At 70.7% G+C, this 15,439-nt stretch carries 13 protein-coding genes, 1 tRNA gene and 2 pseudogenes; 6 read left to right on the top strand and 10 right to left on the bottom strand.

Annotation, left to right across the window (positions count from 1 at the left end; translation table 11 throughout):
- Nucleotides 1-24: 24 nt before the first annotated feature.
- The 3 genes from ACWER9_RS17540 to ACWER9_RS17530 all read left to right on the top strand — a co-directional run bounded on the left by ACWER9_RS17540 (nt 25) and on the right by ACWER9_RS17530 (nt 4,377).
- Nucleotides 25-660, top strand: coding sequence for an acyl-CoA-like ligand-binding transcription factor (locus tag ACWER9_RS17540; protein ID WP_452302812.1), 636 nt, complete (start codon nt 25-27; stop codon nt 658-660).
- A gap of 113 nt (nt 661-773) precedes the next feature.
- The gene (locus tag ACWER9_RS17535; RefSeq protein ID WP_452302811.1) at nt 774-3,845 is read left to right on the top strand and encodes a hypothetical protein; all 3,072 of its coding nucleotides are present in this window, start codon (nt 774-776) and stop codon (nt 3,843-3,845) included.
- 178 nt (nt 3,846-4,023) lie between these two features.
- Entirely contained in the window at nt 4,024-4,377 is a 354-nt protein-coding gene (locus ACWER9_RS17530) for an STAS domain-containing protein (RefSeq protein ID WP_452302810.1), read from the top strand.
- A 4-nt stretch (nt 4,378-4,381) separates the two neighbouring features.
- Here ACWER9_RS17530 and ACWER9_RS17525 read toward each other — a convergent pair whose 3' ends face one another.
- The gene (locus ACWER9_RS17525) at nt 4,382-5,638 is read right to left on the bottom strand and encodes a PP2C family protein-serine/threonine phosphatase (protein WP_452302809.1); all 1,257 of its coding nucleotides are present in this window, start codon (nt 5,636-5,638) and stop codon (nt 4,382-4,384) included.
- 153 nt (nt 5,639-5,791) lie between these two features.
- On the opposite strand from ACWER9_RS17525, the gene ACWER9_RS17520 reads away from it, so the two are divergent.
- Together ACWER9_RS17520 and ACWER9_RS17515 are read left to right on the top strand one after the other, a co-directional pair.
- Nucleotides 5,792-6,475: a GNAT family N-acetyltransferase gene (locus tag ACWER9_RS17520; RefSeq protein ID WP_452302808.1), complete on the top strand. Its 684-nt coding sequence runs from the start codon at nt 5,792-5,794 to the stop codon at nt 6,473-6,475.
- A 113-nt stretch (nt 6,476-6,588) separates the two neighbouring features.
- A complete protein-coding gene (locus ACWER9_RS17515; RefSeq protein WP_452302807.1) occupies nt 6,589-7,320 on the top strand; it encodes a hypothetical protein in 732 nt (243 codons plus the stop codon).
- 14 nt (nt 7,321-7,334) lie between these two features.
- Here the strand turns inward: ACWER9_RS17515 and ACWER9_RS17510 are convergent, their stop codons facing one another.
- The 6 genes and pseudogenes from ACWER9_RS17510 to amcA all read right to left on the bottom strand — a co-directional run bounded on the left by ACWER9_RS17510 (nt 7,335) and on the right by amcA (nt 9,750).
- Entirely contained in the window at nt 7,335-7,904 is a 570-nt protein-coding gene (locus ACWER9_RS17510) for a kinase (RefSeq protein ID WP_452302806.1), read from the bottom strand.
- A 15-nt stretch (nt 7,905-7,919) separates the two neighbouring features.
- Nucleotides 7,920-8,582 carry a pentapeptide repeat-containing protein gene (locus tag ACWER9_RS17505; RefSeq protein ID WP_452302805.1) on the bottom strand — a complete coding sequence of 221 codons (663 nt, stop codon included), beginning with the start codon at nt 8,580-8,582 and terminating at the stop codon, nt 7,920-7,922.
- Nucleotides 8,583-8,651: 69 nt separating this feature from the next.
- Nucleotides 8,652-8,705 (bottom strand): annotated as a pseudogene (locus ACWER9_RS17500) (hypothetical protein); the annotation flags it as partial.
- Between the two features lie 114 nt (nt 8,706-8,819).
- Nucleotides 8,820-9,174 (bottom strand): annotated as a pseudogene (locus tag ACWER9_RS17495) (cyclophane-forming radical SAM peptide maturase AmcB); the annotation flags it as partial.
- A gap of 67 nt (nt 9,175-9,241) precedes the next feature.
- The gene (locus tag ACWER9_RS17490) at nt 9,242-9,589 is read right to left on the bottom strand and encodes a hypothetical protein (protein WP_452302804.1); all 348 of its coding nucleotides are present in this window, start codon (nt 9,587-9,589) and stop codon (nt 9,242-9,244) included.
- Entirely contained in the window at nt 9,586-9,750 is a 165-nt protein-coding gene (amcA, locus tag ACWER9_RS17485) for a multiple cyclophane-containing RiPP AmcA (RefSeq protein ID WP_452302803.1), read from the bottom strand. Before amcA ends, ACWER9_RS17490 begins: the two co-directional genes overlap by 4 nt.
- Before the next feature lie 369 nt (nt 9,751-10,119).
- On the opposite strand from amcA, the gene ACWER9_RS17480 reads away from it, so the two are divergent.
- Nucleotides 10,120-11,346 (top strand): helix-turn-helix domain-containing protein, encoded by a 1,227-nt coding sequence (locus ACWER9_RS17480; protein ID WP_452302802.1) that lies wholly within the window; start codon nt 10,120-10,122, stop codon nt 11,344-11,346.
- A 6-nt stretch (nt 11,347-11,352) separates the two neighbouring features.
- Here the strand turns inward: ACWER9_RS17480 and ACWER9_RS17475 are convergent, their stop codons facing one another.
- The 3 genes from ACWER9_RS17475 to ACWER9_RS17465 all read right to left on the bottom strand — a co-directional run bounded on the left by ACWER9_RS17475 (nt 11,353) and on the right by ACWER9_RS17465 (nt 15,433).
- The gene (locus ACWER9_RS17475) at nt 11,353-12,027 is read right to left on the bottom strand and encodes a YdcF family protein (RefSeq protein WP_452302801.1); all 675 of its coding nucleotides are present in this window, start codon (nt 12,025-12,027) and stop codon (nt 11,353-11,355) included.
- Nucleotides 12,028-12,213: 186 nt separating this feature from the next.
- Nucleotides 12,214-12,289: transfer RNA gene (locus ACWER9_RS17470), tRNA-Lys, on the bottom strand.
- A gap of 63 nt (nt 12,290-12,352) precedes the next feature.
- Complete coding sequence (locus ACWER9_RS17465) at nt 12,353-15,433, bottom strand: VWD domain-containing protein (protein ID WP_452302800.1); 3,081 nt, start codon at nt 15,431-15,433, stop codon at nt 12,353-12,355.
- Nucleotides 15,434-15,439 lie beyond the last annotated feature (6 nt).

Genomic DNA, 15,439 nt, shown 5'->3' with positions numbered 1-15,439 from the left:
CACCGGATGACGTAGCATCGGCGGATGAGATCCGGTGCGGACCGCAGCCTGGCCGAACGCAAACGCCAGCTCGTGGCCGACGAACTGCGTGACGCCGCCCTGATGCTCCTCGCCACCAAGGGCTTCGACGTGGTGACGGTCGACGACATCGTGGCGGCGGCCGGCATGTCCCGGCGTACCTTCTTCCGCTACTTCGCGTCCAAGGAGGACGTGGTCGTCCGGTTCCTGGCCGACACGAGCGGCGACATCATCACCGAACTCGCCGCCCGGCCACCCGCCGAGCCGCCGTCGGTCGCGCTGCGCCACGCCCTCTGGGTGCCGCTGGCCGCCTGCAACGACCACCCGGAGCACTCCGAGCGCGCCCGGGTCGTCGTCCGTCTCATCCTGGACACCCCCGCCCTGCACGCCCGCTGGCTGGAGCGTCAGATCGAGTGGCGCGCCGAGCTGGCCGACCAGCTGGCCGACCGCTGCGGCCTCGACCCGCACACCGACCCCTACCCGCGAATGGCGGCGGGGATGGCCCTGCTGGCCCTCGACACGGTGCTCCAGCAGTGGCAGCCCGGCGACGACGAACGGCACCTGGCCGCACTGACGGACCAGGCCATCGCCATCGTGGCGCCGGCCCTCGACGCGCCTGCCGTGTCACCCGCCGCCGACTGACCGACGCTGCGTGAGTCAGCGGGGTTTCAGCCCCCTTTCAGGCTGCTCAATACGTTCGCCGTATGACATTCATGCGTTCCACGCGCACGAGGCGCGGGACTGCTGTGCTGGCGATGATCACGCTCACAGCGGCAGGTGCGCTCCTCGCCGAACCCGCGTCGGCCGATCCCATCCCCGTCCCCGTCCCCCAGGCGACGCTCACCGACCGGGCCTTCGGCCAGGTCGCCGAACTCCATCTCCAGGGCCCCGCTCGGGCTAGGACCGCGGTGCTGTCGGCCGAGTTCGTCCAGTGGCACCGGCTGCACCCGAACGCCACAGCCGAACAGGCACAGACCCAGCTCACGACGCGCAGACAACTGCTCGACACCTCGCTGACCGCGTACGACCTCCTGCTGCCCGAGCAGGATCTGCTGCTCAAGTCCGTCGACATCCTGCTCGGCACGCCCGGCGGGGACACCCGGACCTCGCCGGAGATCACCGGCCTGGTCGGGGCCGTGATCGGCAGGACCGTCGAACCGTGGGACACCCGCGAGGAGCTGGCCTCCGGCGCGCTGCGAACCGCCCAGTGGCTCCGTGGCCGTGATGACGCTCTCGCCGCGGTGTGGTCGGCGATCCGGCAGGCCGGGGTGGCGAGCGCGCCGGTCGCCAACGCCTGGAACGCCGTCCTCGGTGCGCCGGCCGGGCTGGACATCACCAGCACCTACGACCAGCTCACGCAGGATCCCGGGCTCTCGCACGTGGACCTCGACGCGATCCTGGCGCTGCAGGGCGACTCGGTGGCGTACGTCGCGGCGGCCAAGCAGCAGTTGGCCCCCCTGCACGCGCAACTGCTCGGCCTGAGCCTGGAGATCCGCCTCGAGATCGGCGACAACAACCAGAAGTGCCCGCCCGAGGGGCCGCCGAGCGCCGCGTGCACCGCCGCGGCCAAGAAGGCCGCGGAGGACCGGGACAAGGACCGCCAGCAGACGATCTCCGACATCAAGGCCGGGGTGGGCATGGTGTCCACGATCATCGGGTTCGCCGACCCCGACGCCGGCAAGAAGTCCAAGGTGATCGGCGAGGCGGTCCTCACCACGATCAGCGCGATCTCCAAGTACGCGGCGGCGATCACCGGCCGGGGCCTGGCGGGCTCGATCTTCAGCACCGCGACGCTGGCGATGACCGGCAACGTCTTCGGTGCCGTGATGTCGATCGTCGGGCTCTTCGGCAGCAGTGGACCATCGCTTGACGCGCAGATCCTTGCCCAGGTCAAAGCGTTGCGCGACGAGGTCCGGGCCCTCGGCGACGAGATGCGCGCCAGCTTCGCGCGGGTCGAGGCCCAGATCAACACGGTGTACGCGAACATGATGGCCCAGTTCGACAAGTTGAACGCCGCGATCGCCGGCAACACCGCGCAGATCACCCTCGTGCAGCAGCAGGTCGCCCAGCTCGGGCTGCGCCTGGAGGACATCGCCGCCACCGTGCTGGCCGCTATCGGCGACGCCACCCTGCACGATGCCCGCGCCGACATCAACAAGTACATCGGCTACCAGGAGAACTTCGGTCAGCCGATCCCGACGTACAACGAGTTCGTCGGCCCGGAGAACGAGTTCCACCTGACCGCCACCCAGCTGGCCAGCGGCGCGGCCTTCGTGGTGCCCAAGACCGACGCCGACAACCCGGCGATCGACCCGACCACCGTGCTGAACAGCTTCGGCGAGGCCCGTTCGATCAACTACCTCGCCCGGGTCGCGAGCGGTCGGGACAGTTCGATGGTCGAACCGTCGACGCCGGTCGGCAACCCGACGGTGTGGAACCTCGGCGCGCAGGCGTACGCCATGGTGATGCTGCAGAACCCGACGTACGCCGCCCAGGTCAGCGCCGGACGCGCGGCGCAGATCGAGGCGGAGGGCACCCGCATCGCCGACCTCGCGGCCAGCTTCGGTCGGCCGGTCAACGGCAACGCCAACGGCCTGATCACCGGCCTGGTCAACGAGTATGTCGGCGCCACCAACGAGCTGTCGTCCGCGCTGCGGGCCGTGCGGAGCAACGAGGTCCAGGTCCGCTGGGAGCCGGACGCCAACGGCGTGCAGGTGAAGACGCTCAAGGACTACGACCTGTTCTGGGACACCGACAGGGCGCTCGCCCCGGCTCCGGCGAAGGCCGACGAGGCGACGGTGCCCTCGTGCAACGGCAGCAGGCAGATCGACCGGCCCAGCAACGTGCGCTACGACCTGATGTCGAACATGGTGCGGACGCTCCAGTACGCGTACACGCCGCGCCTCGACGAGCCGCCCGCCGGGGTACGGGAGTTGCCCGAGGTCGGCCACTGCTACACGCCGAGCTGGGTCCACACCCGCACCACGGGCTACGGCACCGGGGTGGTCCGCTTCTACGGCAAGCTGCGGTTGCAGATCCACAGCCGGTTCCGGCTGAACTCCACCGCGGCCTGGCAGAACTCCCGGACCGCTGACTACACCTGGCCGGACGAGCAGGTCTACCAGATCGACTGCGAGCTGTTCAACTGCGACAGCGAGACCACGCCCGACCAGGCCCTGACCCAGAAGTGGCCGTCCGGGCGGTACGCCTTCGCGAGCGCCGCGACGGCGTCGAACAACACGGCGCTGGACACCACGCTGACGCCGACCCTGCGCGGTTTCCTCCAGACCCGGCAGAAGTCGATGTACGACCGGGTGCGGGACCAGAGCACTCAGGTCGGTGGGCCGGTGCCCGCAGCCCTGAAGAAGCTGAACACGGCGGCGCGGCTGCTCCAGGCGTACACCCGGTTTGGTCTGCCCAACGCCCTCGACTCGGACGACGTCCTGTCGGCGAACCTGTTCGGGCAGTACCAGATCCCGGTGAACATGCCGACGGACGCCAAGATCGGGAATGCCTACGCCAAGGCCAGCGGGAACTACGCGCTCTGCGGGGCGTCGCCGTGCCCGCTCGACCCCAGCCGCCCGCTCCGCGACCAGACCAGCCTCAAGGTGCCCTGCGAGCCCGCGGTCGACTCGTCGAACCTGCCGGGTGACCCGCTCGGCGACTGCCTGATCACCAGCGCGCGGTCCCGGGCGAACGCGCTCATGCAGCGGTACGAGGTATGGGCGGACCAGATGACCGCCGGTCTGCACCACGAGCGGGTGCCGTGGATGAACGACACCCTGCTGGGCCTGCGCATCACCACACGACTGACCCACGCCAACTGAAACCTAGCGGTGCCGAGGCCTCGGGGCGTCGGCACCGCTCGCCACCATGCGGGCAGATCGTCGTACCCGGGGATAGTCTGCGAAGCGGTCCGGGTGCCGCCGCGGCATCGGCTGGCTGGGTCGTCGCACGTCGCGCGCCTAGAGTGGGTGTCGCGGACCCGCGCGCTGGGAGGATGTCATGGATCTGCTGTTGTCGGCTCGACCGGGGCGGCGCTGCACCGTGGTCGAAGCGCGCGGTGAGCTGGACATGGCCACCGCCCCGCAACTGCGCGACAACCTGCAGCAACTCATCGATTCCGGCGACCGGCAGGTGGTGGTCGACCTGGCCGGGGTGGGGTTCATCGATTCGAGTGCGCTCGGCACGCTCGTGGTGATGTTCAAGTCGCTCGGCGACGTCGACGGCCGGCTGAGCCTGGCCGCAGTGCAGCCCGGGGTGCGCCGCGTCCTGAGCATCACATCGGTGGACCGGGTCATCGACATCTACGACGACGTGCCCGCCGCAGAAGCCGCCATACCGACCACCGGCGGCTGACGACTCAGTCGGGCAGCGCCGTGCTGGCGCGCTCCACGTCGGCGCCCGCGCTGCTCCGCCTGCCCTCCTGGTGCCCGCCGTGCCAGTCGACGATCAGCAGGGTCGCATCATCGGCGAGAGTCGGGCCGCCCACCTCGAGCACGGCGTCGGCCAACGCCCGGGCGGCCTCGCGTGGGTGCAGGTCGCCGATCGAGCGCAACACGGCCGGCAGGTCCAGGTTCGCGGCGTTGCGCTCCAGCATGCCGTCGGTCACCACGACCAGACGATCACCGGGTTGCAGCGTTATCTCCTCGTGGAGATAGTCCGCCTCGGTGAACATCCCCAGCGGGAAGTTGCCCGGCAGCCGCAGCGGCTCGGTCTCCCCACCGCGTACCAGCAGTGGCGGAACGTGACCGGCGTTGAGCAGCGCGCACACCCCGGTGCGCAGGTCGAGGCGCCCGAGGACCGCGGTGACGTAACTGCCGCGCACGCCGGCGTGCTCGGCAACCGCGGTGTTCGCGACATCTGCCTGTTCGGCCAGGCCGGCACCCCGGCGACGGGTGTTGCGCAGGCTGCCCACGCCGAGCGTGGCCGTCAACGCGCTCGCCACCCCGTGGCCCATCGCGTCGGTGACGCTGAAGTGCAGCACGTCGCGGCCCAGGCTGTAGTCGAACGTGTCCCCGCCGATGCTTGCGGCCGGCTCCAACCAACCGGACAACGTGAACGCGCTGGCCTCGCACGTGAACGCCCCAGGCAGCAGGCGACGCTGGATCTCCGCGGACAACGTGAACGGAGTCGTCCGCTGGCCCCACTCGAACAGGTCGGTGTGCCGCCGGTTGGCGATCACCACGAACGCCAACGCGTGCGCCGTACGCGTGATCTCCCCCAGGGCCTGCGCGGTCGGCTCCTCCGGTAACACCATCTCCAGCAGGCCGATCGCCTCACCGCGCTCGGTCACCGGTGCCAACGCCGTCCAGCCGTCAGCGCCCGCGTCGACCTGCACCGTCTGGGTGCGCAACGCCTGCTCGGCAGGACTCCCGTCGAACGGCAGCACGGTGGCGACCTCGTCGCCGTAGCGGTGGGGCCGGTCCGCGTCGTCGAACGGCACGTACGCCAGCCGAACCAGCGCCCGCCCGCTGAGGTCAGCGATCAGGAACGAGACGGCCGACGCACCGAGCGACAGCCCGACCTCGCGGGTGACCGCCTCGACCGCCTCGACCGGCGAGGCAGCCTCCGCCGCGTCCAACACGCCGGCCAGGACCGGCTCTAGACCACTCTGCACCCCCAGATTCTACGAACACCCCGCCGGCAGGCATCGAAGGTGACGGCCCCCGGGGAGCTCCGTCTCGACGTGTACGGAGAGGCTGACGCCGGGTGAGGACGACCGCGCACCCCTCGGCGCCGTCTATTGCACATAATTTGCAACAATGCTGCGGTGATCGACAGGACCGGCACGTCAGCGCCCCTCCGGACAGCCCCGGCACTGCCCCCTCTGCCCGAACTGGTCATGGCCTGGGGTCGCGGCTGGGCCGTCTCCCGTGGGGTTCCTGATCCGGTCGAGGTCCCGGGTGGTTTCCGAGCCGACGTGGGCTTGCGCGGCCACCGGGTCCGCCACGTGCTGCACACGTGGGACGCCGACCGGATCGAGGCCATCGCCCGGCACGACACCGCGCCGGGCACCTGGATCAAAGCCGTCGGTCACGCCACCGATCTGCGCCGCGCCCTGCCATCCCAATGGACCGTCGACACCTCCGGCTACCTGATGAGCACCCAGTTCACCGCAGGTACCGACGATCCCCCACCGTCGTACGAGACCCGCATCACGACGGACGGTGACGTCGTCGTCGCGTCCGTCGTCGACGCGTCCGGCACCGTGGCGGCTTCCGGACGTTTGGCGCCTGCCGGAACGTGCGGCGTCGTCGACCAGGTGGAGACCGCTCCCGCGCACCGGCGCCGAGGCCTGGGCACCACCGTCATGCGGATGCTCAGCGACCACGCAGTACGGAACGGGCTCGGTACCGGCATCCTCGTCGCCACCGATGACGGACGCGGCCTGTACCGCGCACTCGGCTGGACAGTGCGGAGCGAGATCGCCGTGGCGTACGTCCGGGAAGCCTGACGATCCGCCAGGTCGTGGGCGATGGTGGCAGCGCCGAGTATCAGGACCCTCACCCGGTTCTGGGGTAGGTTCGGAGTGAGCTTCATCGATCGACCCCGACGATGATCGGAGAGATGATGGACGACGGCCTGCGATCGATCGCCCTCGCGGGCACGTGCACGGCGTTCGTCGCCACACCCGTTCTCGGGGCGCTGCTCGGCGACGGCGAGCAGACTGACCGCTACGACACGGTGATCACGCCTCCGGACTACGCCTTCGCGGTCTGGGCGCCGATCTTCGCCGGATGCGTCGCCTCGACAGTCGGCCAGTGCCTGCCGCAGGGCCGAGGTGAGCCCCTGAGTCGTGCGGTCGGATGGCCACTTGTCGGCGCCTACGCGATGAACACCGCCTGGTCGGTCGCCGCGCAGCGCGACCGTTTCGCACTCACGCCGTTCCTCCTGCCGGCCGCTGCCGGCTTCGCGGCCACCGCTCATCTGCGCCTACAGCGTGCCCCCGACACGACCACGTGGACCGCGCTCACACCGCTGAGCACCGGCCTCCTCCTGGGGTGGACGACGGTGGCCAGCGCCGTCAACATCGCCGCAGCCAAGGTCGCCTCCGGCACTTCTCCGGACGCACCGCGCACCGTCACCGCGTCCGCCGTCGGACTCCTCGCCACCTCCGCCGTGGCAGCCGGCGCGGTCGCCCGAAGCCGGCGGGGACGATTGCCGCTCGCGCTGGCCGCCGGGTGGGGGCTGTTGACGACCGCACTGTCCGCCAGCCGGCCTCGCCGTGTCCGCGTCGTCGCCGCAGCCGGTGCTGCCATGATCGCGGCAGCCGCAGTGCACACCGGACGCCACCGGTAGCCGGATGAACTGCCCTACGAGGGCGGGACGTTCGGCAGTTGGTCGTCGTCGTGTCCGGTCTGGGGTAGCCCGGCGGCAGCCGCGATGGTCTCGACGGCCCCGTTCAGTCCGCTGGTCTCGGGCAGGACGAGTTCGTCGGGCCAGCCCAGAACGTCATGGGCGGCGTACCAGCCGCTCATGTCCTCGGCGGTGAACTCACCGGCCTGCGGGCGGGTGAGGTGTCGGCGCAGGGTCTCGGCCAGGGACACGTCGAGGTAGCAGAACAGCGATCGGCCGCGGTGATCGTCCCGCAGGGCGGTCAGCATGCTTCGGTACCGGCTGGTGTGCATGATGCCCTCCAGCACCACGTGATAGCCGTGGTCCAGCGCGAACCGAACGGTCTGCCCGATCAACGCCGGTGCCGCTCCGCCGGGCTTGTCCCGCTCGCGCAGCACGATACGGCGCAGGTAGTCCTGCTCGACCAAGGCGCAGCCCCGGCCGTGCCGGCGTCGTAGTTCGCGGGCGATGCTGCTCTTGCCAGAGCCGGAGTTTCCCCGGATGCAGACGAGGATCGTGTCCGGGCTGCCAGTGGGTTCAGCTAGCACGATGCCTCCTCGGCTTCAGTCGTTGCGAACGGTGAGGTCGAGGGCGGCGACGGCCAGCCGGGTGAGGTCAGGAAGTTGGTCCCCGCCGAGGATGACACCGCGCAGGTTGACCAGCGGCGTCTTGAGGCCCTGGAGCCGGCTGCCGCGCAGGTCGGTGCCGTCGAGGTGGCAGGAGTCCAGTTCCAGACCGGTGAGGTCACATGACCGCAGCGCGATGCGAGGTAGTCGGCAGGACGACCACGCGCCGTTGGTGAGAGTGCAGTCGGTGAACGCGATTGAGCCGCCGGCGGTGACGCGTTGGAAGGTGGCGTAGTCGAAGCGGCAGCCGTCGAACAGGACGTCCTTGAGGCGTACGTCGGTGAGTCTGGTGCCGGTGAACCGGGAGCCGGTGATGGCGCAGCGCTCGATGGTGATGCCGGTCAGGGTCGCGCCGGGTAAGTCGGTGCGGGTGATCTCGCAGCCGTAGAGGCTCCCGGCCTCCCAGGTGCTCTCGCTCAGGTCCACGCCGGTGATCAGACTGCTGCGCACGCGGGCGTCCTCCAGGTGCGAGCCGCGCCACGCTGCGCCCTCGACGAGGGCCTCGGTGAGGCCGCCGTCCAGGTCCGTCATGGTGTCGAGGTCGTCCGGTTCGAGGTCCGGCAGCAGGACCTTCACGTCGCCGATCGTGATGGTGCGCATGTGTCCTCAACCTGTGCTGGCGCAGGGTGGGCACGCCACCCCGCGCGTCCCGTGGTGGGGCTACTTCTTCTAGTTCCAGTTGTCCCAGCCGGGTCGACTGTCGAACTTACCCTTGTTATCCCAGGTGGGGCGGTTGTCGAACTTCGCCGCGTCGGCCGCTACCGACCGCTCAGGGACGACGCCGGAGGCGAGCGAGTTGCTCGGGTGCGGCGTTGACGAGGACCGCGAGAGCGTTGGTCATGTTGCTTCTTCTTGAGGGGTGAGGTGATCCGCGGCGGCGCGGACGAGGCCCTGTCGGGTGGTCCAGCAGTAGGTCGTCTCTCGGGCGGTGAACGTCGCGTGCTCGAAGTAGCGGTCGCCGGCGCGGGCGAGCATGGCGGTGATGGGTTGCTGGAGGACGTTGCCGGCGATGAAGTCGCCGTATCGCGGCTCGGTGATGCCGAGCAGTTCCGGTGAGCAGCACCACCTGCCCATCCCAGGAAACGGTCGGGATCGGCTCGTACGGGGCGTGGTCGAGGTGTCCGCCGCGGGTGGCGGCGAGGAGGTCTGCCAGCCGGTCCACGTCGCGGATCCGCAGCGGGCTGCCGGCGACGCCATCAGGGTGTGGAAGCTGCCCGCGATCGCCGGCTGGCCGGTGGCGTTGATGAGGCCGATGCCGTTCACGAGGTGGCCTCTTCGATGCCGGCGGCCCCGGTGGTGGTGACGCGGTAGGCGTGGGTATGGCGGGCGGGCCAGCCGAGGAACCGGTCGAACATGTCGGCGGCGCTGCCCGTGACGCTCGGGTTGAGCCGATGCAGGTCGTCGATCGCGTCGTGCAGGCAGCCGGCCAGGTAGAGGAACAGGCTCACCGGCTCTTCCCGGTACTCGGCGAGGAGCGCGAGCTTCGCCGCGCCGCAGGGCCATGGCTGCCCGCACCGGCGGCACAGCCACAGCGGGCGCATCGGCACATGTTCCACCTCGCCTGGCGTGAGCCGGTTCGCCGCGAGACGGCGCTGCTGCCCGGTCACCTGGGACAACCCTCGCGGGCCTGCTGCTCGAACAACCGACACCACACGAAGGTGAGCAGTGGAGGATCAGCGCGCCGCACCTGCCCCTGCGAGGACGTCCACCTGGGCTCGGGGCGCCGGGACTGGCTGGCCATCGCGTTACGCGAGAGGTACACCGTCATGCCTCCACCCCCACCAGGAGGGATGAGCGGCGGGCTCGCCGGGGGAATGGCGAGCCCGCCGCCGCATCACGGCGGCTGGGAGCAGGCCGCCGATCACCCACCCACGCAGCCCTCATGGCGGTACGCGGGCGGGGAGAACACCGAGACAGTTCGTTACAGGACGGGCCGAGCCAGCGACCCAACCCGTGGAGTGGCGCGCCGCTCATCGATCCCTCCATCTGCAGCTCCCTGTCAGTCATCCCGACACCGGCATCGACACGCGCCGGTGATCCGGGGTGAACTGAACGTAGGGGCGGCCCGTAGGGAGAACCGGGAAAATCCGTACCGGGTCCGGCGGCCTTCAGCGGGCAGGGTGATGGTGTGCGAGGGATGACGGAAGACATGACCATCGGTCAGCGCGTCGCCTTCTACCGACGTCGACGAGGGCTTTCCCAGGAGGTGCTGGCCGGTCTGGTCGGCAAGACCCAGGAGTGGTTACGCAAGGTCGAGACGAGCCGGGCCGACCTCGACCGGCTGTCGGTCATACGCGCGATCTCCAAAGCCCTCGACGTGTCCCTCGGCGACCTGATCGGTGCACCGAGCCTGTTCGAGTGGTCGGACGACTCAGGGCGCGAGACCATCCCGGCCTTGCGGGCCGCGCTTCACGACTATCGTCACCTCGCGCCGACGCTGGCCAGCACGGGGGACGTCGAAGCGCCCGCCCTGCGCGAGATCGAGAACGACGTCGCCGATATCTGGACCGCCTACCAGCACTCGCGATACGGCACTCTTGCCCGCCGGCTGCCCTACCTGATCCACGACTGCCTCACCGCCACCGAGGCGTACGACGGAGACGACGGCCAGCGCGCGCACGCGATGACCGCCTACGCCCACCAGCTCGCCGCGTTGTTCCTCACCAAGCTCGGCGAAGGTGACCTCGCGTGGACCGCAGCCAGCCGAGGGCTGGCCGCCGCCAACGCCAGCCACGATCACGTCGTCATCGGCTCGCTAAGCCGCTCCGCCGCGCACTCGCTGGCGTCCATCGGCGAATATGCGCAGGCTCGTGGCCTCGCCGCCACGGCGGCGCAGTTCCTGGAACCATGGCTCGCCAAACCCACTCCGCAGCTGCTGTCGGTCTACGGCAGCCTGCACCTGGTCTGCGCGCTGGCCGCCGCTCGAGACGACGACCGCGCTTCCGCCGACACCCACATCGCCGAGGCCGATGCCGCCGCACAGCGGCTCGGTGCCGATGGCAACCACGTCTGGACCGCCTTCGGGCCGACCAACGTGTCGATACACAAGACGACCGTGGCGATGGAACTCGGCGACGTACAACGCGCCATCGCCATCGGTGCCCCACTCGACACCAGCACCGTGCCCGTCGAGCGGCAGGTTCGGCACGCCATCGAAACCGCCCGAGCCCTTGCCCGGTGGAACCGCATCGACGACGCGCTCGCGGCGCTCCTGGAGGCCGAGGTCATCGGCCCTGATCAGGTGCGCTACCACCAGCTCTCCCGCGACCTCGTCCGCGACATCCTCACCCGCCCTCGGCCGCCCCGACTGGCCGTCGAACTCAGTGACCGGATGGGCGTCCGGTCGGGCGGTCCACGCTGGTAGCTGGGCTCAGATCAGCCGGCTCGTGTAGCCGGCAGCCACCAAGCGATCGAAGGCCGCCCGTACCTCGTCCGGCATCTCCTGCGGGATCGCGAACCCACGCTCGGCGTACACCTCGATCCGCTGCGTGTCGCCGACCAGCATGTCCACCACCCGCCGCGGATCGCCGATGCTGTTCACGTAGTCGTCCAGTTCGAGTGGGTTCGACGCGCAGACCACATCGACCTCCGGCCACATCAGCCTGCAGGTGGCGTAGGCCCGACGCTGTTGGTAGGGCCGCGACATGATCAGCACCGACTTCACCGGGATCTGGCGTTCGGCCAGGAGCGCACGGGAGTACTCGAGATTCTCGGCGGTGTTCGTGGCACGCGGCTCCACGAGAATCGACTCCGCCGGCACACCGTGCTCGACCGCGTACTCCCGATAGTGCACCGCCTCGCCGTGGGGGAACCGCTCGATCGTTGTCGGCGCGTTCGCTCCGGTGAAGACAATCCATGGGAACATGCCTGCCTGAAACAGCCGTGTTGCGATCACCGCGACGCCGAGGTCATGGCTGCCCAGCCCGATGCCCACGTCGCACGTGCGCAGCTTGTGGTGCATGTCGTGGTATCGCCACAGCGTCTCCACATCAGCACGGACTTCGTCTGGAAACACGTGGGTCGGCGCGGCGGCCTGCCGATCCATCAGCGCCCGCCAGGTAGGGCGAGCGCGGGAACTTGATTCACGGACCGTTCCCTCATGGCGTCAGCGTAGGGCAGGCCGGGACGATCCAGATCAGCTACCGAGCACCCACTCAGCCACCACTACCCAGACGCAGACACGAAGAAGGCCCCGACACGGTGAGAACCACCATATCAGGGCCTTGCTCGTTGGTGCGCCGCCAGGGACTCGAACCCCGAACCCGCGGATTAAGAGTCCGCTGCTCTGCCAGTTGAGCTAGCGGCGCTCGTCGGCAACGGGACGAGACGGTAGCAGCCCCGGACGCCACCCCGAACAGGCAGGGTCCGCCTCATCGCAGCGTCAGCGTGACCTGCCCGGTCGCGACCCCGGACGGGTCCACCACCACCGTGTACGTGCCGGTGGTCGGAAGCGTCGTCGGCTCGATGTCACCAGCCCCGTTGACGACGCAGCCGCTGGTGATCGGGCTGCCGTCGGGGGCGCGGAGTTCGAGCACGCCGCACTGGTCGGGCAGGTCGGAGGCGGTCGCGGTCAGACTCACCGACGTGCCGGCGCTGGCGCTGAACCAGTAGGTGGTGACCGCGCCGGGTTGGTCGACGGTGGCGACGACCGGCGGGCCACCGACGGTGATGGTCGCCGTCCGGTCGCGGCTGCTGACCAGCCGCACTGTGGTCGCGCCGGTGGTGCGTCCGGTCGGGTCGACCACCACTGTGTACGTCCCGTCGGCGGGCAGCAGCGTGCCGTCGATCTCGCCGACGCCGTTGATCACGCAGCCGCTGCTCAGCAGCCGGTCGTCGGTGTCGCGCAGTTCCAGCGGGGAGCACTGGTGGGGAAGCGTGCTCGCGGGCACCTCGACGTAGACGCGCTCGCCCTGCCGCCCGGTGAACCGGTACCGGGCCCGCGCGCCCGGCTGGTCCAGGGTCGCGGTGACCGCCGGGCCGTTCGCCTGCACCGTGCCGTCGACGTCCCGGGCCACGTAGACCCGGACGGCGGCTCGTCCGGTGTCACCGGGGGCGGCGGTGACCCGCAGGGCGTACGTGCCGGTGGTGGTGAGGTCGACGCGGTCGATGTAACCGACGCCGTTGATGGCGCAGCCGCCCCCGACCAGCTGGCCGGTCGGGTCGGTGAGCACGTACGGCGAGCAGCGGTCGGCGATCCCGGGCGCGACGGCGTCGACGAAGACGGCGTCCCCGGCCCGCCCGGGGAACGTCAGTGGTGCCCCGCCGGGGGCCAGGCTGGCGCTCGCCACGGCTGCCGCGGTGATCGGCGGGGCGGCGGGTGGGGCGACCCGCTCCGTGCTGGCGCCGGCCACCGCGAACTCGGGACGGCCGCTGACCGCGACGTCGAAGACGCACTCGGCGAGCTGGGCGGGGGCGGTGATGCCCGCCCACCCGCAGATCTGCTCGGCCATGGCGCGGCGTGCCGGGTCGAGGTCGCCGACGGTGACCTCCCGTTCCGGGAAGGCACGGTCGGTGAACGTGCCGGTGTCCTGACCGTCGTCGTAGTGCAGCAGCGAGCGGTCCGGGGTGACCCGCCAACTGTCCGCGTACGCCGGGTAGAGCGTGGCGAACGGCACCGGCTGGGTGAGCGCGCTCCCGGACGAGGGGGCGATGTCGTCGGCCGGGTCGCCGTCGAAGTCGCCGAGCAGGCCGCGGACCTTCCCGGCCCGGCCGTCGGCGAGTTTGACAAGCACCCGGTAGCCGTAGTGGCCGATCTGGTCCACCGCCGCCGCGGAGCCGTCCGGCCACGTCACGTCGTACCCGTCGGTGGGTCCGGTGTCGGAGGGACGGCGGCTGAGGGTGCCGCCGCCGGGCAGGTCGGTGCGTTCCGGCGGCGCGGCCAGTGCCGCGCCGTCGACGTGTACCCGGGTGCCGCCGTCGGCGAGCGTGAGCGCGACCCGGTGCGCGCCGACCCGGAACGCGACCGCCGAGTTGACCGAGGCGGTCCGGGTGCCGGCCATCGGCGCCTGGCGGACCTGCACCTCCAGCGGGTCGCCGCCGGTGGCGGTGACGAGCGTGAACTCGCCCACGGCCTGGAAGTCGTAGGCGACCCGGTCGAACGTGACCAGGTGCGGGTCGCCGTTGCTGCCGCCGCAGTTGGCGCCCTCCTCGCAGAGCTTCACCGGGCCCTTCTGCGGGGGCTTCTTCTTCGGCGGTTTCTTGCACTCGTCGAGGTTCTTCGGCAGCGGCTTCCCGTCGTACTCGGTGCGTGGTGGCAGGCCCTTCGCCGCCCGGTAACGGTTCTCCGCGAGTGTCGCCTTCACCTCGGCGGTACGGATCTCGGTGCTGCCGCAGTCGCCCTGCGGAACCGTGTTCTGGGAGATGTCGTCGGCGTGGTTCAGCTCGTGGTAGAGCGCGGCGCAGGGGTCCCGGGCCACGCCGTCGCCGTACGGCTCGACGGAGGTCGGGTTCCAGGTGACGGTCGAGGAGCCCTTCCCGTCGGGGCTGTCCGGGGTCTCGAACGCGCCCGAGCCGCCGGTGGTCGGAATGATCCGCACCCGGGGGGACTTCTTGTCCCGCAGCCTCGGGAGCAGGCCGGACGGGTCCCCGCCGGGCGCGGCGAACCCCTTGAGGCAGGTGTCGACGGCGCCCTGGAAGTCGACGCCGCTGACCGGCACGCCACCTGTCGGGTCCACCGTGTAGTCGGCCCGAGCCGGTCGGGATCCGCCGACGGACAGCGCGCCGACGGACACCAGCAGCAGGGCCACCACGGCGGCGGCCGGCCGGCGGCGTCTGCGCAGGAGGACCACCACCGACGCGGCGGCGAGCAGCGTCAGTAGCAACGCCGCGCCGACTAGCCACAGCCAGCGTGGGCCGGTCCCGCCGCCGCCGTCGCCGATGCTGAAGGTGGCGGTCCGCAGCGTGGTCCCGCCCGCGCAGAGGCTCGTCGCGCCGGTCACCGGCAGTGGCAGGTAGCCGGCGGTCACCTCGTACCGGCCGGGGGCGCCGACGGGCCACAGCGTGTCCAAGCCACCGCCGTCCGGGGTGGCCGCCACCGAGCGGAGCAGCACGGCGTCGGGCGTGTCACCGTCGTGCAGGCGTACGCCGGTCAGGCTCACCGTCGTGCTCGCCCCTGGCTGCACAGTGGTGAGACCGGCGGTGGCGGCAGCACCGATGCCGTCGTCGTGGAAGCTGCGGGCGAGCGTCGGTGTGAGATCACGACCGTCGAGGCGTACCCCGGTCACCTGGACGGTGCCGACGGCGCTTGTCGGCAGCGCGCACGCCGCGCCGGTCGTGTTCGTGACCGTGAGGTCGAGGCGGACCTGGTCGCCGACCCGGTAGTCGGCCTGGCCGGGCCGCAGGGCCAGGCCGAGGCCGCCGTCGGCGGGCGCCGGGGCGGCGTTCACCGTGCCGGCCGCCAGGGTGGTCAGGAGTACGGGGATCATGACCGCGAATCGCGCCGTCCACCTCATGGTGCG

Source organism: Micromonospora sp. NPDC003944 (genome assembly GCF_053605225.1).
Note: the sequence above shows the minus strand (reverse complement) of the source record. Positions and strands in the feature narration are given on the sequence as shown.